Below are 19,049 nucleotides of genomic sequence, written 5' to 3' on the forward strand. Positions count from 1 at the left end.
GTGCGCGTAATGCGGACGATTCTCACCCCGCACATTCTTCACCCGGCTTTCCCAGCAACGTCCTTACCGTCGTGGCCCTACCCACTCTCCCAGGAGACCAGGCCATGGCCACGACGAAGCCGTTCATCAGCGATATCGAGAACATCCGCAAGCGCGCCCGCGAGCACATCGACGATGGCGCCGTGACCGCGGGTTACCGCGCCGATCGCGAAACGGTGATCAAGCTGCTCAACGAAGCGCTCGCGACGGAAATCGTCTGCGTGCTCCGCTACAAGTACCACTACTACATGGCGCCGGGTATCCATTCCCAGAGCGTGAAGTCGGAGTTCCTGGAGCACGCGCGCGAGGAGCAGGAGCACGCCGACCGCATCGCCGAGCGCATCACCCAGCTGGACGGCACGCCCAATTTCAATCCGGAAGGCTTGCTCTCGCGCAGCCACGCGGATTACGTGGAAGGCACCACGCTGGTGGAGATGATCAAGGAAGACCTGGTGGCCGAGCGCATCGCCATCGACAGCTACCGCGAGATCGTCCAGTACATCGGTGACGACGATCCGACCACGCGTCGCATCATGGAAGACATCCTGGCCCAGGAAGAAGAGCACGCCGAGGATATGGCGACCCTGCTGGAGAACCTGGGCGCGAAGGGCGAGCCGGTGCAGGCCTGGGAGCCGTCCCAGTCATCCTCGCACTGATCCGGTCCTCCCGGCATCGATTAGGTAAGCTAGGCGCTCACGTTCGCGACGATAAGGAAAGACATCATGAATGCGACCGCCACTCCCGCGCCGTCCCGGCGAAGGCAAAACCCGATCGGCCTGCTGGTCGCCACCCTGGTGGCGATCCTGCTGCTGGTCATGCTGTTCTTCATGTGGTGGTGGGACAAGGAGCCGGAACAGTTCGATCCGGTCGCGGTCACCACGGCCCATATGAAGGACATCGGCCGACCCATGGCCACCGGCGCGGTCACCACGTACACGCTGATCCGGTCGGTCGACACGCTGATGACCAAGCGTGGCGGCTACCTCAGCAACGACAAGATGCCGCCCGGCGTGTTCATGGACAACATGCCCAACTGGGAATTCGGCTCGCTGACGGCGTCGCGCGATCTCTCGCGTGCGCTGCGCAACGACCTGAGCCGCTCGCAGACGCAATCCACGGAAGACAAGTCCCTGGGCGAGGCCGATCCGCTGCTCAACAGCCCGAACGATCGTTGGCTGCTGCCCAGCTCGGAGTCGCAGTACGGTAAGGCCGTCGATGACCTTGAAAACTACCTGGGCCGCCTGAGCGACGCCGAGGATGCGAACGCGCATTTCTACGCCCGCGCCGACAACCTGGCCGATTACCTGCAGACGGTCTCGGGTCGTCTCGGCTCACTGTCGCAACGGTTGTCCGCCGCCGCAGGCCAGCTGAAGGTGGACGCGGCGCCCAACGCCGACGTCGGCGGCAAGGCTGGCCCGGCCAGGGCGGTGTACGTCAAGACGCCCTGGAACAAGATCGACGACAACTTCTACGAGGCGCGTGGCTATACCTGGGCACTGCTGGAGCAGCTCAAGGCGATCCGCCACGATTTCGCCCCCATCCTGCGCAGCAAGAACGCCGACGCCAGCCTCGAGCAGGTGATCCGCGAGCTGGAAGAATCGCAGAAAGACCTGGGCAGCCCCGTGGTGCTCAACGGCGCGCCGTTCGGCTTCTTCGCCAACCACTCGCTGGTGATGGCCAATTACATCTCCCGCGCCAACGCCGCCATCATCGACCTGCGCACGCTGTTAGGCCGCGGCTAACCGCATACACCGTTAACCCGAATAAACCCATGTAGGAGCGCACGATGTGCGCGATAAACGATGTACGTCGACGTAGATCAAGCGACAACGTCGGGCCACGAAACGTTTATCGCCCACATCGTGGGCTCCTACACGAGCGCTGTAGGAGCCCACGATGTGGGCGATAAACGTACATGCAAAAGCGCACGATGTGCGCGATAGCCGCCTAGGCGAGCTTAATGGTCGGCCTTATACCGAGCCATGCCAGCCACGATTTCCGCCTTGGCCTCATCCGCGCCAACCCAGCCCTCGACCTTGACCCACTTGCCCTTCTCCAGGTCCTTGTAGTGCTCGAAGAAGTGGCCGATGCGCTCCAGCCAGTGGCCGGAGACCTGGGCGATGTCCTTGATGTGCGAGTAGCCGGCGAACACCTTTTCCACCGGAACCACCACCAGCTTCTCGTCGGCGCCTGCCTCGTCGCTCATCTTGAGCATGCCGACCGGATGGCAGCGGATCACCGAGCCGGGCACCAGCGACAGCGGCAGGATCACCAGGGCGTCCAGCGGATCGCCGTCGCCACCGAGCGTGCCCGGCACGTAGCCGTAGTTGCAGGGGTAGCGCATGGGCGTGGAGAGGATGCGGTCGACGAAGATCGCGCCGCTTTCCTTGTCCACTTCGTACTTGACCGGCTCGGCATCCTTGGGGATTTCGATGATGACGTTGATTTCGTCCGGTACGTTCTTGCCGGCGGGAACGAGATGCAGACCCATGGGATTCCTTGACGAGTAATGGGGGAGGGAAGCGGCCGAATAGGATACGGGCTAGCCGCCCGCGCCGCAAAAGCGACGTCAGGCGGCCCCGGCCGGCTACTTCAGGTGGTCCCAGAGGTAGGTATAGGCCAGTGCGTTCATGAAGGCCGACTGCTTGTTGTCCGCCGCCGCGCCATGGCCGCCCTCGAGGTTTTCATACAGCGAGGCATCCAGGCCCATGGCCTGCATGCGGGCGGCCATCTTGCGCGCGTGCACCGGGCCCACGCGGTCGTCGCGCGTGGAGGTGGTGAACAGCACGGCCGGATAGTGGGTGCCCTTGTGCAGGTTGTGGTACGGCGAGAAGGTCTGGATGTACTTCCACTCTTCCGGCTTGTCCGGGTCGCCGAATTCGGCCATCCACGAGGCGCCTGCCGACATATGGGTATAGCGCTTCATGTCGAGCAGGGCGACCTGGCTGACCACGGCACCGTAGAGCTGCGGGTAGCGGGTCAGCATGTTGCCGGCCAGCAGGCCGCCGTTGCTGCCGCCCATCATGCCCATGTGCTTCGGGCTGGTGATCTTGCGGTCGATCAGGTCCTGCGACACCGCCGCGAAGTCCTCGTAGGCACGCGGGCGGTTGGCCTTGAGGGCCGCCTGGTGCCAGCGCGGGCCGTACTCGCCGCCGCCACGGATGTTGGCGATGACATACACGCCGCCCTTTTCCAGCCAGGCGCGCCCGACGCCGCCGGAATACGCCGGTTGCAGCGGGATCTCGAAACCGCCGTAGCCGTAGACCAGGGTCGGGTTGTTACCGTCGGCTTTCAGGCCCTTCGGGGCGATCTCGAAGTAGGGCACCTTGGTGCCGTCCTTGGAGGTGGCGAAGTGCTGGCTGACCGCGAACTTCGACGCGTCGAAGAACGCCGGGCTGTGCTTGATGGCCGAGCGTTCGCCCTGGCCGAGCACGCCGTAATAGAGCGTCGTCGGCTGGAGAAAGCCGGACACGGTGAGGAAGTACTCGTCCGAATCGTCGGCATCGATCCCACCGGCGTCCATCGTGCTCAGCGGCGGCGCGCCGCCCAGCGATTCGCTCGTCCAGGGGCCTTTCGCATTCGGGGTCAGTATCTGGATCTGGCTGACCACGTCGCGCATCACGTTGAGGATCAGGTGATGGCGCGTCCACGAGTGGCCCGACAGCGAGCTGTGCTCGTCCGGCGTGAACAACACGGTGAACTCGCGCTTGCCGGCCATGAAGTCGTCGAACTTCGTGGCCACCAGCGAACCGGACGGGTAGGTGGTGCCGCCTACGGTCCACGCCGTGCGCGGCTCGACCAGCAGCCACTCGCGCTCCACGTCCGTCTCGGCGTCGTTGGGCACGTCGATCTTGACCAGCTTGCCGTCCTTGCCGCGCAGGAACGTCTCGGTGTTGTAGAACTCCAGCGCCCGCTGCACGAAATCGCGCTGGAAACCGGGCGTGAGGTCACGATAGGCCGAGATCGACATGTCCTTGGCGGTGCCTTCGTACACCGTGGTGGCGGACGACAGCGGCGTGCCGCGCTTCCATTCCTTCACGATGCGCGGGTAACTGGACTCGGTCAGCGAGCCCGGGCCGAAGTCGGTGGCGACGAACAGGTGGTCGTCATCGATCCAGGCGACCTGGGTCTTGGCTTCGGGCAGGGTGAAGCCGTCCTTGATGAAGCTGCGCGTGGTGAGGTCGAACTCACGGATCACGTCGGCGTCGGCGCCGGCGCGCGACAGCGAGACCAGGCAGCGGCGATTGGCCGGCCGCAGGCACTGCGCACCGTGCCACACCCAGTTTTCCTTCTCGGAAGCGGACAGCGCGTCCAGGTCGATCACAGTCTCCCAGGCCGGGTTGTCCTTGCGGTATTCCGCCAGCGTGGTGCGCCGCCACAGCCCCTTGGGGTGGGCCTTGTCGCGCCAGAAGTTGTAGAAGTGATCGCCGATCTTCGAGACCATCGGAATGCGGGCTTCGGAGTCGAGCACTTCGAGCAGGCGCGCATCCAGCGAGGTGAAGGTCTCGCTCTTGGCGTATTTCGCCACGGTTTCGGCGTTGCGCTCCTTGACCCATGCGAGCGGCTTGGCGCCGTCGATGTCGTCGAGCCAGAGGTTTTCGTCATCGCCGGCGGCCGGGGCGGCCTGGCCGGAAGGGGTCTTCGGGGCATCGTGGGCTTGGGTCATGCCCATGAAGGTAAGGGCGATGGCCAGCGCAATCCAGCGTCGTTGCATGGGATCGTATCCGTAAGGCAGAACGGGCCCCGACCTTAGCGCACGCCGAGGGGCCCGCCACCCATGACTTTCGGGCTAGAGGGCCTGGGTGGCCCTCGCCCCTCGATCACAACAACGGAATCAGCAGCAAGGCCACGATATTGATGATCTTGATCAGCGGGTTGACCGCCGGCCCTGCCGTGTCCTTATAAGGGTCGCCCACCGTGTCCCCGGTGACCGCCGCCTTGTGGGCCTCGGAGCCCTTGCCGCCGAAGTGGCCGTCCTCGATGTACTTCTTGGCGTTGTCCCAGGCGCCGCCCCCGGTCGTCATGGAGATGGCCACGAACAGGCCGGTGACGATGGTGCCGATCAGCACGCCGCCCAGCGCCTGGGCCCCAGCCTCCGGTCCGCCCAGCCACTTGAAGCCGAAGATCACCACCACGGGTACCAGCACCGGCAGCAGCGAGGGCACCAGCATTTCGCGGATCGCCGAGCGGGTCAGCATGTCCACGGCCCGCGAGTAATCCGGGCGCGTGGTGCCCTCCATGATCCCGGCGATCTCGCGGAACTGCCGGCGCACTTCCTCCACCACGGCACCGGCCGCGCGGCCCACCGCTTCCATCGCCATGGCCGCAAAAAGATACGGGATCAGGCCGCCGATCAGCAGGCCAATGATCACGTAGTGATTGGACAGGTCGAAGCGCACCTCCGTGCCGCCGAAATGCAGGTTGAGGTTGTGCGTGTAGTCGGCGAACAGCACCAGGGCGGCCAGGCCGGCGGAACCGATCGCATAGCCCTTGGTCACCGCCTTGGTGGTGTTGCCCACGGCGTCCAGCGGGTCGGTGACGCCGCGCACCTCGGCCGGCAGTTCGGCCATCTCGGCGATGCCGCCAGCGTTGTCGGTGATGGGGCCGTACGCATCCAGCGCCACCACCATGCCGGTCATGCTGAGCATGGCGGTAGCCGCGATGGCGATGCCGTAGAGGCCGGCTAGGGTGTGTGCGCCCCAGATCGCCGCGCACACTGCCAGTACGGGCAGCGCGGTGGACTTCATCGACACGCCCAGCCCCGCGATGATGTTGGTCGCATGACCGGTGGTGGACGATTGCGCCACGTGCCGCACGGGTCCGTACTCGGTGGCAGTGTAGTACTCGGTGATGACCACGATGGCGCCGGTGAGCACCAGCCCGATGATCGTGCAGCCGAACAGCCGGGTCGGCCCGAACGACGAATCCGCCATCATCGACTGCGTGATCGGCCAGAACGCGATCGCTGCGAGCAGCGCCGAGACGAACACGCCGGCATACAGCGCATTCATGATCTTGCCGCCGCGGTTCTTGACGAAGAACGTGCCGATCACCGACGCCACGATCGACGCACCGCCGAGCACCAGCGGATAGAGCACGCCCGACGGGCCGACCTCGGTGGCCATCACCCCGCCCAGCAGCATCGTGGCGATCAGCGTCACCGCGTAGGTCTCGAACAGGTCCGCCGCCATGCCCGCGCAGTCGCCGACGTTGTCGCCCACGTTGTCCGCGATTACCGCCGGGTTGCGCGGGTCGTCCTCGGGAATGCCGGCTTCCACCTTGCCGACCAGGTCCGCGCCCACGTCGGCGCCCTTGGTGAAGATGCCGCCGCCCAGCCGCGCGAAGATGGAGATCAGCGAGGAGCCGAAGGCAAAGCCGACCAGTGCATGCAGCGCATGCGTACGCTCGTAACCCATATGCAACAGCACGCCGTAATAGCCGGCCACGCCGAGCAGGCCCAGGCCGACCACCAGCATGCCGGTGACCGCGCCACCGCGGAAGGCCACCGCCAGGGCAGAAGAAAGGCCGCTACGGGCGGCCTCGGCGGTGCGGACGTTGGCGCGAACCGACACGTTCATGCCGATGTAGCCGGTCGCCCCGGAAAGCACGGCACCGAGTGCGAAACCTACCGCGGTGCCCCAGTCGAGGAAGAGGCCGATAAGAAGGAAGAGGACGATGCCGACGGCACCGATGGTGGCGTACTGGCGATTGAGATAGGCGCGGGCGCCTTCCTGGATCGCCGCGGCGATCTCCTGCATGCGAGCGTTGCCGGGCGACTGGGCCAATACCCATCTGACCGAGAATGCGCCATACACGATCGCAACGAGCGCGCATGCCAGCGCGATCCACAAAGCGTACTGCTGCAGCATCGTAGCCTCCCCATGGTGGGAGCCCGGCAGGGCCCGGGCCGAGTATAGGCACCGGAGGCGGTGGAAGGTGTTGTGCGCTGCGCAAGGAGGGGTATGCGCTTTTGGCTTTGCCACGGGGAACGCGTTGATCTGAAAAACGCAGCCCACGTGTAGGCCCATGCCGCCACGTTGTGTAGGGGAAGGACTACAACCAATGCCCAGCTATGCTCACAGGCGTTGGCACACACAGGGGCGCTGCAGCGTCATGGTGTGCATATAACGACAGTAACGGCTCCAGGTCGTGTTGACCTCTACAAAATCGGACGCTTACAGTCCCCGCCCTGAGTAATGGCTCAAGGCCAAGGGAAGAACGATGACAGGGTCCAACCAGGGGAGGGCACCTGTCGTGTGCTCGTGGGCGCGTAGGACGTTCGGGATGTCGATGGTCGTCGCGCTGGCGCTGCCCTTCGCGGCAGGCGCACAGACCTCGGCCAAGCCTGAAGATGAGTACAAGAAGCTCATCAAGGTCAACGAGGACATCCAGCCGCTGGGCGACACGCCCTTCGGCGAGAAGATCAGCCTCTACGATGGCTCCCTGTCCTTCGCCCAGACCGATATATCGCTGAGCGGCACAGGGCCAGCGCTGACCCTCGGCCGCACGTTTACCTTCCACGGTGTCCAGGATCGGCCCGATCTTCAGGAGCGTGCCTTCGGCGACTGGGACATCGACCTGCCGCAGATATCCACCGTCACAGCCCAGCAGAACAACGTCACGGGCTGGCAGGTTGCAGCGGGCAGCCCGGGCGCGATTTGTTCGAGCTTTGGTCCGCCGCCCAGCGTGGCCGCGCCGACCGGTGACTCCAAGCGCTCGGATTGGGAGCCGGCGACCTGGTGGCAGGGCTACCAGTTGCGCATCCCCGGCCAGGGAAGCCAGGACCTGCTGGGCCGTTCCACCGCCAATACGACCACGCCTGGCGTGGCGGGCCTGACGTATCCCATCGTGACCCGTGGCAACTGGGCGGTAGGCTGCCTGGCGCATGCCGCCAATGACACCACCATCGAGGGATTCCTCGCGGTGTCGCCCGACGGCACCAAGTACTGGCTTGATCACATCGCTTATCGCTACATGCCGTCGTTGACCCGGCCCCTAGGATCGAGTTCGTTCGCCGCGCGCTCGGGGTTTCATGTGTTTGCCTCGGCAGAAGATTTCATCAAGCGTCGCGAAGGCCGGATGCTGGTCACCCGCATCGAAGACCGGTTCGGCAACTCGGTGAGCTATACCTACAGCGGCGACGACGTCACGGACATTGCGGCGTCCGACGGTCGTCATGTCACCCTGACCTACGAGACAGATGCCAGCACGGGTGCCAGCAGCCATCGGGTGAGCACGATTACCGAGCAGGGTGGCGACGCAGGCAATCGGACATGGACGTACAGCTATGTGAAGTCCGCCACGAACCTGGTCTACACGCTGACCTCCGTGACGCAGCCGGATGGCAGCAGCTGGGGCTACAACCTCGATTCGTTCAATGGTGCGTGGCCGGATTCGCGTGGACGCGGGGGTACCTGTGCGGCCATCGCCGAACCCGGTAATGCGGACACACCGTATACCGCGACGGTCACCCACCCTTCCGGACTGATGGCGTCCTACACCGTCATGCCGCTCAAGCGTGGTCGCTCCTATGTGCCCCAGGAGTGCATGGCGGGCCCCAACTTGCCCGCCATTCCCAATGGCGTCAGCACCTGGGCAGCGATACCGAACGCGTCCTACGGGATGGCGATCACCCAGCGCACGCTCTCGGGCACCGGTCTGCCTGCTAATGGCCTCTCCTGGACCTACAGCTACTCGCCCGCGAATGAAAGCTGGTCCCAGGACTGCGCGACGACCGCCTGCGCCACCCAGGTCTCTACCGACGTCAGCTACCCGGATGGCCACCTGGAGCGGAGCACGTTCTCCAACCGCTACGACTGGACCGAGAGCCAGCTGCTGAAGGAAGACGTCTACGACAGTGGCGCCTCGTCCGCGATACGCCGCTCGACCGCCTACGCCTACGTCAATCCGACGCCGGCCCAGGACGCGCGGTCCGGCGCCTATGCCCATCCGTGGGGGTATGCGCCACAGGAACGCATCAACACGGCGCAGCTGCAGGAGCAGCTGCCCAAGGCCACGCAGCAGATCACGATGGACCCCGCGGCCAGCACCACGCCGGACGTGTATACCTGGAACGCCACCGCGTTCGATGCCTTTGCGCGGCCGCAGGATGTCACCCGTTCCAACAACTTCGGCTACAGCGTCAGTGATCGGTCTACCTACACCGACAACGCCGGCCTCTGGGTGATCGGTCTGCCGGCCCAGTCGATCAATCTGAGCACCGGCGAGACGGTCAGCCAGATGCTCTACGACAGCGCCACCGCCACCCCGACCGAGCGCGACCGGTTCGGGGTGAAGGTGATGGGTTATACCTTCAGCGCACAAGGCCAACTGGCCAGCTTCACCGACGGTAACGGCAAGACCACCACACTGGGTAACTACACCCGCGGCATTCCCACCAGCATCGGCTACCCGGACGGAACGAGCCAGGCGGTGACGGTCGATGGCCTGGGTCAGATCGCGGCGATCGCCGATCAGGCGGGCGCGACCACGAGCTACGGCTACGACGCCATCGGTCGCATCGCACGCATCGACTACCCCACCGGCGACAGTACGGCGTGGGCGCCCAAGACCTATAGCTACGTCTTCTCCCCCGATGCGCGCGGCATGGGTGGCAACCACTGGGTGCGGACCACTACACAGGGCAACCTGAATCAGCGGACGGATTTTGACGTCCTGCTGCGCCCGGTCATCTCGACCCAGTCGGACGCCACCAGCGGCGCACTCGCCGTCTCCACGCGCACCGGCTACGACAATGCGGGACGCAAGAGCTTTGTGTCCTATCCGGTCGCAGGTACGCCCGACCGCGATAGCATCACCCAAGGCACGACCACGGCTTATGACGCCTTGGGGCGCCCGACCTCCAGCACCCAGTACGACCAGGACGGTAACCTCGTCACCACCACCTTGTACCTGACCGGCGGGGCACGTCAGGTGACGGATGCCAAGGGCAACGCGACGTTCACTCATTTTCAGGTGTTCGATACACCCGGGTTCGACAACGTGGTCAAAGTGGAAGCGCCTGAAGGCGTGACGCAGACGATCAGCCGCGACCTCTACGGCAACGTGCTCTCGATGACCCAGGGTGACTTGACCCGCACGATGACCTACGACGACCAGCATCGGCTGTGTCGTTCGTGGGAGCCGGAAACGGGCAGCACCATGGCGGCCTACGATGGCGCCGACAACGTGGTCTGGAGCGCGGCCGGCCAGCCGTTCAACGGTACCGGGTGCGGCTACGATCAGGTTGCCACGGCGGCCCGCACGACCAATGCCTACGATGCGATGAACCGCGTTACCTCCGTGGCTTATCCGAACGGCACGTTGGCCACGAGCTTCACCTACGACGCGCTGGGCCGGCCCGCGACGTCGACGTCGGCCACCTCGTCCAGCAATGCCAACAGCACCGGTACCGTAGGCTGGTCCTACGGTCGCAACAAGCTCGGCCTGCTCACCACGGAGGTGCTATCGGTGGATGGCTGGTCGTGGACGCTCGGCTACGGGTATGACGCCAATGGCCGCCTGGCCAGCGTGCAGTATCCCGACGGCCAGACGGTGGCGATGACGTCCAACGCTTTGGGTCAACCGACTGCGGCCGGCTCGTTCGCCAGTAGTGCGACGTATTATCCCGATGGCGTGCTGGAGGGCTTCGCGTTGGGCAATGGCGCCGCCTATTCGGCCGCCGAGAACACGCGCCTGTTGCTGTCCAGTTTCAGTTTCGGGACAGGCGCCCAGATTGCCGTCAGCGAAGGGCTGAGCTATGACGCCGTGGGCAACATCCTGTCGATTGACGACCAGACGGGATCGAAGCAGCGCACGCGGTCGATGACCTATGACGGACTGAGCCGCTTGCTGTCATCTCATGCCGAGAATCTGTGGGGCACGGAAAGCTACACCTACGATACACTGAACAACCTGCGCAGCGTGACCGACAGTAGCGGCACGAAGACCTACAACTACGACGCGAACAACCTGCTCTCGAGCATCAGCAATAACGGTGCCACGGTGCATAGCTTCACCTATGACGCTCAGGGCAACACGACGGCCAAGGACAGCCAGGCGATGACCTTCGACTTGGCCAACCGCCTGCTCTCGGTCAACGGCAAGGGCGATTACCTCTATGACGCCACGGGGCATCGTGTAAAGGCGGTCACGTCGGCGGGTACGACGTATTACGCCTACAGTAGTAGCGGTCAGCTGATGTGGGAGTACGACAACGGCTCGACCAACGGCACCAGCTACATTTACCTGGGTAAAAAGCTGGTCGCCAGCCGGAAGGCCACGACGTCGACGGTGATGGGCTATGTCGATGGCGTGACCAGCGGCGCCGACGCCGTCGTCTCGGGCTGGGCCTGTGCAAGTGGGTTGGCGGCCTCCATCGATGTGCATTTGTATGTGGGCGGCCCGTATGGCACGGGAACGGGCATAGCCATAGCGACGGCCAATCAGGACACCGGGTCCGCCGTGCAGGAGCTATGCCACTCGAGCGGCACCAAACATCGCTACACCATCACGCTGACGGACGAGCAACGCGTGAAATACGCTGGCCAGGCGATCTACGTCCACGGAATCTCTCCTGTTGGAGCAGACAACAATCTTCTGACCAACTCGGGCAACTTCGTTGTGCCGCCCTCCGTGCTGGCCCCTTCCTCACCCGCGTCGACGACCGCCACGGCGGCTGGCGACCTGTCGAGCATCGCGGTCAACTGGTCGGCGACGAGCAACACGACGAGCTACAAAACGGAGTGTTCCACCAACGGCGGCGCCTGGGCGACGCTTTATACCGGGTCAGGAACCAGCGCGTTCTACAATGGGCCAGGCGATGCGACGTATCAGTTCCGCACGTCGGCATGCAATGCGAACGGCTGTAGCACGCCCACCGTTTCCAATACGGTTACCATCGCGCACATTCCGCCCGCACCGGCCAGTATCAACGTACCGGGTAACTCGACGGGATCGGTGGCGGTGAGCTGGCCCTCGACGACCTATGCCACCTCCTACCAGGTGGACCACAGCAGTGATGGCAACTGGACCAATGTGTGGGCAGGGACGGACACATCTACCACAGTAAACGAGGGTGCCTCAGGCAACTGGTCTTATCGCGTGCGCGCCTGCAATGCGAACGGTTGCGGCGGTTATGCGACCAGCGGAGCGGTGAATGTGATTCTGCCACCTGGCACGCCGACTATCTCCGGTGGCGGCAACAATAATACGGGTGCTTACACCATCAGCTGGTCCGCCATGAACGGCGCCGTTAGCTACAACCTTATCGAATCGGCGAACGGTGGAAGCATCCAGCAAGTCCAATTCAACAGTTCGACGAGTTGGTCGACCTCAGGCAGAGGAAATGGGAACTACTCATATCAGGTCCAAGCCTGTAGCACGCTTTCATGCAGCCCATTTAGCAATGCCACAACCGTCACGGTCTCCCTGGTGCCCTCGGCTCCGGCAGCACCGACCTTCACGACCACCTACCACGGCCCGACCAAACCCACGGTGCTGGTCAAGTGGACAGCGCAGTCGTCCGCCACGCGATACGAACTGATGGAAAACAACACACTGGTCTACAACGACTCGGGTCTGTCCTACAGCTCGCTGCAGCAACCGGGCGTTACGTTGACCTACAAAGTGCGCGCCTGCAACGCCGTGGGCTGCTCGGCCTACAGCCCGTCGAACAGTGTGAGCCCGTGATGGCCCGGCACAGGAGCGTGATGATGGAAACTTCCGCGATGTCGATCGTTCGTCGTTGCCTGCGGCCGGGGTCGGCGTGGCTGACAGCCTTGCTGATTTTGACGGCGATGGTTTGCGCGAGCATGGGCGTTGCCCATGCGGCGGAGACGATTACTTACTATTACACCAGTCCGCAGGGGACGGTGCTGACGAAGGCCGATGCGTCGGGGAACATCCTTAGCAATGCTGATTACCGGCCTTACGGCACGCAGGCGATGGGTACGCCGGAGCAGGGGCCGGGGTATACGGGGCATGTGAACGATGTAGATTCCGGCCTGGTTTACATGCAAGCGCGGTACTACGCACCCGACGTAGGGCGCTTTCTTAGCTCCGATTGGGATGAGCCGAGGGCTGGCAATACCGCCTCATTCAATAGGTTCGCCTATGCTGCGAATAACCCCGTCGTAAATCAGGACGCCAATGGAAGGTGTGTCGATGGTGTGACATGCGACAGCATGGCTCGCTCGTTCGCACTTCACCCGGAAGCGACCCGCCCCCTGGCACCTATCGCGATAGCCGGCGCCGCCATCATGGCGGCTCCAACGTTAGTACTGGCTGCCGCTGCTGCACTTCCCGAAGCTGGTCCAGTGGCTTCATTGGGGAGCGAAGAGGCATCCAACGTCGCAGTAGCTGCCGCTAGGCAGGCGGCGATCGACGCTCAGTCGGCTGGAGCGACTAGGGGGGCATCTTCGGCAGTGGTTACGGAATCGGGAGAGATTTTCACGGGGATGAGTACGAACGCTGGCGGACCGGGTATGGCTACAAATTCGTTGGTGCAAGAGGCACTCGATGCCGTACCTGAAGCTGTTAGACCAGTCTTTCATGGTTGCTGCGGAGAAATTAACGCTTATAGCAATCTATTGAATGCCGGAGCTAAGATCGAGGGTTCAACAGCGGCAACTGTTCGAACCGCAGGCTCGGGCGCACTGAATGTGATGGAGGCCTGCGCCAGCTGCAAAATTGTTTCTGAGTATCTCCGTGTCATGACTGTTTCGCCTTAACCTATCGAGGGCGATTATGAACATCGAACCTAAAGTTAGTATCGAGTCCATTGTCCAGTGGGCCGAGGACCAAGGTGTTGACTGCATAGATGACACGCGTTCTATTCCCGAAATTGCATGCGAGTTATGCAAGATGTTAGATGCGAAGCTGAGTTTGGAGCAGCGCAAAGCGTTAGATGCAGCGCGTCACTATCTGCTCTACGGCGATGTTAATGAGGCTGATGCCTGGACAAGTGAGCTAGCTCAGCGAGTCGGTAGGCCTAATCCAGTGGATATGCCGGAAGATATCATCGCTATTGAGCGACTTCTATGGGCTGCGCTGAATCGAGTTACAAGCTTGTCTGCCTTCGCTTTGGAGTTTATCCTTTGTGTTGCCGAGACCGCCGGATTAAGCGTCGACGAAATGGCTCCCGTCGTTTTACGAATATTGAGTTCCACAAGAGGCAGGGACTCATCGGGCGTATCGTAACCCTGGGTGGTCGTCGTGCGCCGGGAAAGGTAATTCGGCCTCGTACAGTCCTACATCTACGTCGTAAGTGGTCCGCTGGGGAAGTGGCCGAAGCATCGCGGGCCGTCCTTGGCCAGCATCAGCTTGCTACTACGATCTGAGCATCGACCGGTCTGTCAGCGCCGACTCCGATTCGCCAAGTGCCGGCGACAGAATCTCCCTTAGTCCGTTCGCTTACAAGTTTAGCGATCCTTTCATCAGCCGCGATGCCGGCGGGCGGTACGTGAATGGATTAATTTGCGACGGCATGGCTCGATCGTCGCGCTCCACCCGAGGCGACCCATGCCCTTGCACCGGTCGCAATCGTCCGAATACCCACGAGTGATGATGGTGACCGCATGACGTCGCAACGTGCTATCGACTACGTCAAACTGCGTGATACGCGATCCATCCTCAATGCGGTCGAGGCCGATCTGCGAGGCGTTCCAAACAGTGACGACGCACGTTCGCTGCCGAGGTTGGCACTGCTGCTCGCGTTGACCATCCAGCCACTGTCCGACGATGCCAAGGCGGCATTGGATGCGGCCGCGGCTTACCTCGATCACGGAATAGCGGCAAGCGCTGACACCTGGATCAATGCGTGGGCAAGCCGGATCGATGAGTCAGCGACATCAATGGCCATCGCGGCCACGGATCGCCTGGTCTGGATCGCCCTTAATCGAAACAGTGTATTTTCCGACTACGGCGTAGAGTTTACTTTGGAGGCGGCTGCCAATGCCGGCATCGACATCGCCCAAATCGCGGCTGCCGTTGCCATTGTGATGAACTCCCAGGGAGCTAGCGGCACTTTGGCAGACTGCTTCTCACTGTCGTCTGGCTGACACGTGGTCAATGACGTAACTGCCGAACGGCATCCTTTGTCCGATAACGCTCCGCCGCGTCGGGTCTGCGCTGCGTCAAGTCGCCCGAACACATTGAAGCTCATGATCCGTTGGCCTGCGTCGAACCTATCAAGGCCAGGTTGGCTAAGGTAGCTCGGTTTCGGACGCTCGCAACGGGCTATCGAGGTTTGGAAGAAGAGCGGTATTCGCCACTGTGGCCGGTTGGGCTCAGTTACTTCACAACATCTTGGGGATCTGCGATGAGCATCTTAAAAGACTTGGGATCTACCTCCCAGGCGGACATCGATCTGCTACGGCTTCGCGACCGGCAGGGCGACGTGTTCGCCCGCCATCGGCCGGTCGATTTCGTTTTCATCTCGACGGATAAAGATCAAGCGTCGGCGGTTATCGCGTTGTCGTGACGATTTCAATGGCAGTGGAACAGCAAGTCATTCTTTTGGTCTCGGGATTCATAAAGTGCATCGCCGCGCTCTTCAAAGTGAACTACGACGGCTGGGGCGCCCCCATCGTCAGTGCAACATAACCAGTTCAGTCCAGTCCGGTCCTGTCGTGGGCGATAGCGCAGCGTTTTGCGATTGAGCGCTGGTTGGGCTTCGACACGGGGAGTCAGATCGCCGTCGGCAAAGACCGAACTACGATGCTGTGGGCAATATCTTCACGAGTCGCCAGGGACGGTGTTAGCGAAGCCGAGCATCGGAAAACATCCTGAGTAATGCGGGCTGCCGTCCGTACGGAACTAAGGCGAGAGCAGAGTCCGCGGTATACCTTGGTATCACGCTGGATTATTCTCGTCCCGGAAAGCCCACCGACAACCCGTTCATGGAATTCTTCAACGGCTCGCTGCAAGACGAGTGTCTGAATACGCACTAGTTTTTTTCGCTTGCAGACGCGCAGGAAAAGATCGAATCTTGGAGGGTGGACTATAACCATTTCCACCCTCCATTTACTGGATCGCTCGTACTCAACGATTCGACTGCATAGGGATGTTCAGCTCTTACAAGCGGCTCAGGTGCGAGATCGATGGCTCACTGCTCAAATTCGTTTGTAGGGCCTAAGCCGACAGCTAAGGATAACGTGGCGCTTCCCTCACCGTGAGGATTTTTCAGATGCGTTGTGACGCCCGTGTCAGTCTTTATCTATTGCCTTCTTCAGAATGCGGATTCCTGTCGGATATCCCTGTCGGCGTTTTCCACGGAATCATCATGTTTGATGATTCGCGCGGCTACGATTTTCGGACCGACATAGGTGTGCCGTTCTTACCTGGTAGTAGCCGAGAATTGGCGATTGCATTCCTTTCGCCTAACGACGTGTCACACATTCTGTGCTTAGGCGTATCGTTCAACGTTTGGGCGGGCAGGATCGTTGGGCATGGCAAGATTTTAAGGTCCTTCATCTGAACATACATGCTGTGCAATGTTGAAAATATTGCTAAGCGTATCTAGTGCAAGCGCAGGATTCTGTTATTGGACTAATCATTGATTCTCGTTGGGGGCGGAAGGATCGGCTGACTAAAAGACGCCCTGCTCAAACTAACGGCCGAGGAGGTACAGCTATGGTTCCGCGAGGTGGAAAAAGGGTGGTAGCTGCGTTTTTGTTGGCTCCGTTGATCCCGGCCTGTGTTTTGATGCTGATCTCCCTTATAGGAAACCCTCTTGAGGGACTCTGGGCTTTTCTTCTAGTGGCACCAGCTTCGTATGCTGTCGCTCTACTTCCCGGGCTGCCTCTGTATTTTCTATTTCATCGGTTATCGTGGGTCTCGGCCTTCGGATGCGTGGTTATCGGGTTGCTGTGTAGCGTTGTAGCATCCATTTTTTTTATGCAAACGTCGATGGAGCAAGCACTTTCAGCTGGCTCAGGAGCGAACTGGTCGCCTTTTTTATCATTTAGCGTTATCGCGGGCCTCCTTGGATGCGTCACCGGTTATGTCTTTTGGAGGATTAAAATTTCACAGTGGTCTAAATCTGACCTATCTAAGCTTTTCGGGGACAGAAAGGTCTAAGCATTCGCTTCAATGGGTCCAGTTCTCCGTGAGAAGGTGTCCAATGAATGTCCGCAGTGAGCTTGTGCGTTTTAACCGAGGCAGCTTGACTTGTGTCTCTCAGTCGCCTAGTTCTAATTCGCCAGCGTACGGCCCCTTTAGCGTGAGCTAAACTAGCCTGACCTCCCTGGTGCTGTCTGTACGAGCAGCGCTGACTTAAAGATGACCTGCCGCCGTCCGCACAAGCCCGCTGCGTCGGTCATGTGGGTAGTACGGGCTCCCACCACGGGATAAGAGCTAATGGAAATCTGCACAGTGGTCTACAACGGCTCTGCGCTTTCTGACAGCCTGCCGCAGCAAGGGGGGGGCACGATGACCAGTAAGATGCGCGCATGCGACGCCGCGAGCTGCTACCGCCGAACAGGGCGAGCCGTGATGGCCCCGGCACAGGAGCGCAACGATGGAGACTCCGCGATGTCGATCGTTCGTCGTCGCTTGCGGTTGGGATCGGCGTGGTTAGCAGCCTTGATGCTTTTAATAGCGACGGTGCGCGCGGGTATGGGCGTTCCCCATGCGGCTGGCCAAGAAGCCAGATTTTGTGAATGACTGCAAACATTCTTTTTTCAAGAGGCAGTCCTATCCCAAATAAACAGCAGCCAATACCATGAAAATATGGAAAAGTTTTTTACCGCTAGCCGATGATCTCAAGGCTCTCCGCAAGATTAAAGGCGGTTCGTATTTTATCGACAGCAACAAAAACCCTCAGTGGGAGTCGGTATATTTCCGAAGGGATAGCGGAAAATGGATTGCACTTACTTGGAACTATTTCGATATTGAGTTCAAGTTTGAAACTTACGGAATTTCACGAGAATTGGTGAGGAGCGTCCCAACGACTTTGCTCGAAGTCGGAAACATCGCTGATGTCGAAAGAATAGATTTCTGTGTTAGGACGGAATGGACAAGACCAGCTAGTCCAGGAGAGGTCCCGTCGCACTTTGAGCAGATTATCGAGGAGGCTGGACGTGTAGCACAGGTGCCTGTCGATGCAATATCAGCCGGCACATCTCTGTATGCAGCCGTGTTCCGTTCCATCAACAGTGACCTAGACGTAATGATAAGCATCGACGACGACGTAAGATTCAGTCTCAAATCGGTGACTGGATCTCTAAAAATTGCGACTACGCTTCAATCGTGCGATGTATTCAGTTCTGTTGAACTCCTCACTTGGAAGCCGCCGACGTCCAGCCTGACTTGAGCAACGATCTGGCTTCGAGTAATAAGATTTTTCCCGACCAACAGATCATGGGTTTCGTGCGCGATGCCTGAACAGGCATGCAGTCAAGGAGTAGGGCCTAAGGCCGGCGTCACCAAGGCTTCGTACCATCAGCAATCTTTCAATGGGCGACTTCAGGGGGGATTAGCCCGCTACTATGATCCGCAGGCCCGACGCTTCTCGAGCGCCTACACCCTTGGCTCCAAAGAGGGTGGCATCTATAAATTTAGTAGGTTTATCTATGCGAACAACAATCCGACTATTCCAGTGGGTGCCGGCAATTCATGTGGAAACAAATAATGTATGTAGCTACTGAATGGGGCCGTATATGAAAATAGTCCTTGTCATGTTATTTGCAGGAGCTGTTTTGGCGGCCTGTAACTTCAGTAGTCAAGACAAGGGTCGTGGTCCGCCAGTAGCGCAGGCAGCGGTTGCTGCAGGAAGTGGAGAACAATCGTTTACCGAACGATATCGGGTTGATTTAACTCTCCCGATATCCGAAGAACGTTTCTTATCAATGGTGCAGAATCTGAAGTTAGCTTATGTTCCGTGCGGCGGGCAGCATTCTGGTGGAAGTATTCCTGAGCCTCGGCACTTAACTACCGTAGACCTATCTCGAACGGTGAGGTGCTATGAGGTCGGTGGAGATGTTGATGAAATACGGCACATCGGCAGACGA

Annotated in this window: 12 protein-coding genes and 1 pseudogene; 10 read left to right on the forward strand and 3 right to left on the reverse strand. The window is 60.9% G+C overall.

Features of this window, described 5'->3' with window-relative positions; all coding sequences use genetic code 11:
- Window positions 1-104 precede the first annotated feature (104 nt).
- Together ACVKN3_RS15275 and ACVKN3_RS15280 are read left to right on the forward strand one after the other, a co-directional pair.
- A complete protein-coding gene (locus tag ACVKN3_RS15275) occupies window positions 105-695 on the forward strand; it encodes a ferritin-like domain-containing protein (protein ID WP_036139540.1) in 591 nt (196 codons plus the stop codon).
- 66 nt (window positions 696-761) lie between these two features.
- The gene (locus ACVKN3_RS15280) at window positions 762-1,781 is read left to right on the forward strand and encodes a DUF2333 family protein (RefSeq protein WP_285403026.1); all 1,020 of its coding nucleotides are present in this window, start codon (window positions 762-764) and stop codon (window positions 1,779-1,781) included.
- Between the two features lie 215 nt (window positions 1,782-1,996).
- On the opposite strand, the gene ppa is transcribed toward ACVKN3_RS15280, so the two are convergent.
- The 3 genes from ppa to ACVKN3_RS15295 all read right to left on the reverse strand — a co-directional run bounded on the left by ppa (window position 1,997) and on the right by ACVKN3_RS15295 (window position 6,908).
- Window positions 1,997-2,530 (reverse strand): inorganic diphosphatase, encoded by a 534-nt coding sequence (ppa, locus tag ACVKN3_RS15285; protein WP_285403028.1) that lies wholly within the window; start codon window positions 2,528-2,530, stop codon window positions 1,997-1,999.
- Window positions 2,531-2,626: 96 nt separating this feature from the next.
- Window positions 2,627-4,753 (reverse strand): prolyl oligopeptidase family serine peptidase, encoded by a 2,127-nt coding sequence (locus ACVKN3_RS15290; protein ID WP_354516011.1) that lies wholly within the window; start codon window positions 4,751-4,753, stop codon window positions 2,627-2,629.
- 106 nt (window positions 4,754-4,859) lie between these two features.
- The gene (locus ACVKN3_RS15295) at window positions 4,860-6,908 is read right to left on the reverse strand and encodes a sodium-translocating pyrophosphatase (RefSeq protein ID WP_036139549.1); all 2,049 of its coding nucleotides are present in this window, start codon (window positions 6,906-6,908) and stop codon (window positions 4,860-4,862) included.
- A gap of 415 nt (window positions 6,909-7,323) precedes the next feature.
- Here ACVKN3_RS15295 and ACVKN3_RS15300 point away from each other — a divergent pair, with 415 nt between their 5' ends.
- From ACVKN3_RS15300 to ACVKN3_RS15335, 8 genes and pseudogenes are all read left to right on the forward strand, one after another.
- Complete coding sequence (locus tag ACVKN3_RS15300) at window positions 7,324-12,729, forward strand: hypothetical protein (RefSeq protein ID WP_354516010.1); 5,406 nt, start codon at window positions 7,324-7,326, stop codon at window positions 12,727-12,729.
- Window positions 12,730-12,752: 23 nt separating this feature from the next.
- Window positions 12,753-13,769, forward strand: a complete 1,017-nt coding sequence (locus ACVKN3_RS15305; protein ID WP_456992042.1) for an RHS repeat-associated core domain-containing protein — start codon at window positions 12,753-12,755, stop codon at window positions 13,767-13,769.
- Window positions 13,770-13,785: 16 nt separating this feature from the next.
- The gene (locus tag ACVKN3_RS15310; protein ID WP_354516006.1) at window positions 13,786-14,238 is read left to right on the forward strand and encodes a hypothetical protein; all 453 of its coding nucleotides are present in this window, start codon (window positions 13,786-13,788) and stop codon (window positions 14,236-14,238) included.
- Between the two features lie 377 nt (window positions 14,239-14,615).
- Window positions 14,616-15,098, forward strand: a complete 483-nt coding sequence (locus tag ACVKN3_RS15315; RefSeq protein ID WP_354516004.1) for a hypothetical protein — start codon at window positions 14,616-14,618, stop codon at window positions 15,096-15,098.
- Between the two features lie 260 nt (window positions 15,099-15,358).
- Window positions 15,359-15,520 carry a hypothetical protein gene (locus ACVKN3_RS15320; RefSeq protein WP_354516002.1) on the forward strand — a complete coding sequence of 54 codons (162 nt, stop codon included), beginning with the start codon at window positions 15,359-15,361 and terminating at the stop codon, window positions 15,518-15,520.
- 370 nt (window positions 15,521-15,890) lie between these two features.
- Window positions 15,891-16,058, forward strand: a pseudogene (locus ACVKN3_RS15325) (integrase core domain-containing protein); the annotation flags it as partial.
- 167 nt (window positions 16,059-16,225) lie between these two features.
- Window positions 16,226-16,516, forward strand: a complete 291-nt coding sequence (locus tag ACVKN3_RS15330) for a hypothetical protein (RefSeq protein ID WP_354516000.1) — start codon at window positions 16,226-16,228, stop codon at window positions 16,514-16,516.
- Window positions 16,517-17,761: 1,245 nt separating this feature from the next.
- Window positions 17,762-18,352 (forward strand): hypothetical protein, encoded by a 591-nt coding sequence (locus ACVKN3_RS15335; RefSeq protein WP_354515998.1) that lies wholly within the window; start codon window positions 17,762-17,764, stop codon window positions 18,350-18,352.
- Window positions 18,353-19,049: the final 697 nt, after the last annotated feature.

The organism is Luteibacter sp. PvP120 (assembly GCF_054055715.1).

Bases quoted from the DNA above. Each gene is read 5' to 3' on its own strand.
- ACVKN3_RS15330 (WP_354516000.1), top strand. From the start codon at position 16,226: ATGCGTTGTGACGCCCGTGTCAGTCTTTATCTATTGCCTTCTTCAGAA.
- ACVKN3_RS15335 (WP_354515998.1), top strand. From the start codon at position 17,762: ATGAAAATATGGAAAAGTTTTTTACCGCTAGCCGATGATCTCAAGGCT.
- ppa (WP_285403028.1), bottom strand. From the start codon at position 2,530: ATGGGTCTGCATCTCGTTCCCGCCGGCAAGAACGTACCGGACGAAATC.
- ACVKN3_RS15320 (WP_354516002.1), top strand. From the start codon at position 15,359: ATGAGCATCTTAAAAGACTTGGGATCTACCTCCCAGGCGGACATCGAT.
- ACVKN3_RS15315 (WP_354516004.1), top strand. From the start codon at position 14,616: ATGACGTCGCAACGTGCTATCGACTACGTCAAACTGCGTGATACGCGA.
- ACVKN3_RS15275 (WP_036139540.1), top strand. From the start codon at position 105: ATGGCCACGACGAAGCCGTTCATCAGCGATATCGAGAACATCCGCAAG.
- ACVKN3_RS15310 (WP_354516006.1), top strand. From the start codon at position 13,786: ATGAACATCGAACCTAAAGTTAGTATCGAGTCCATTGTCCAGTGGGCC.
- ACVKN3_RS15305 (WP_456992042.1), top strand. From the start codon at position 12,753: ATGGAAACTTCCGCGATGTCGATCGTTCGTCGTTGCCTGCGGCCGGGG.
- ACVKN3_RS15300 (WP_354516010.1), top strand. From the start codon at position 7,324: ATGTCGATGGTCGTCGCGCTGGCGCTGCCCTTCGCGGCAGGCGCACAG.
- ACVKN3_RS15280 (WP_285403026.1), top strand. From the start codon at position 762: ATGAATGCGACCGCCACTCCCGCGCCGTCCCGGCGAAGGCAAAACCCG.
- ACVKN3_RS15295 (WP_036139549.1), bottom strand. From the start codon at position 6,908: ATGCTGCAGCAGTACGCTTTGTGGATCGCGCTGGCATGCGCGCTCGTT.
- ACVKN3_RS15290 (WP_354516011.1), bottom strand. From the start codon at position 4,753: ATGCAACGACGCTGGATTGCGCTGGCCATCGCCCTTACCTTCATGGGC.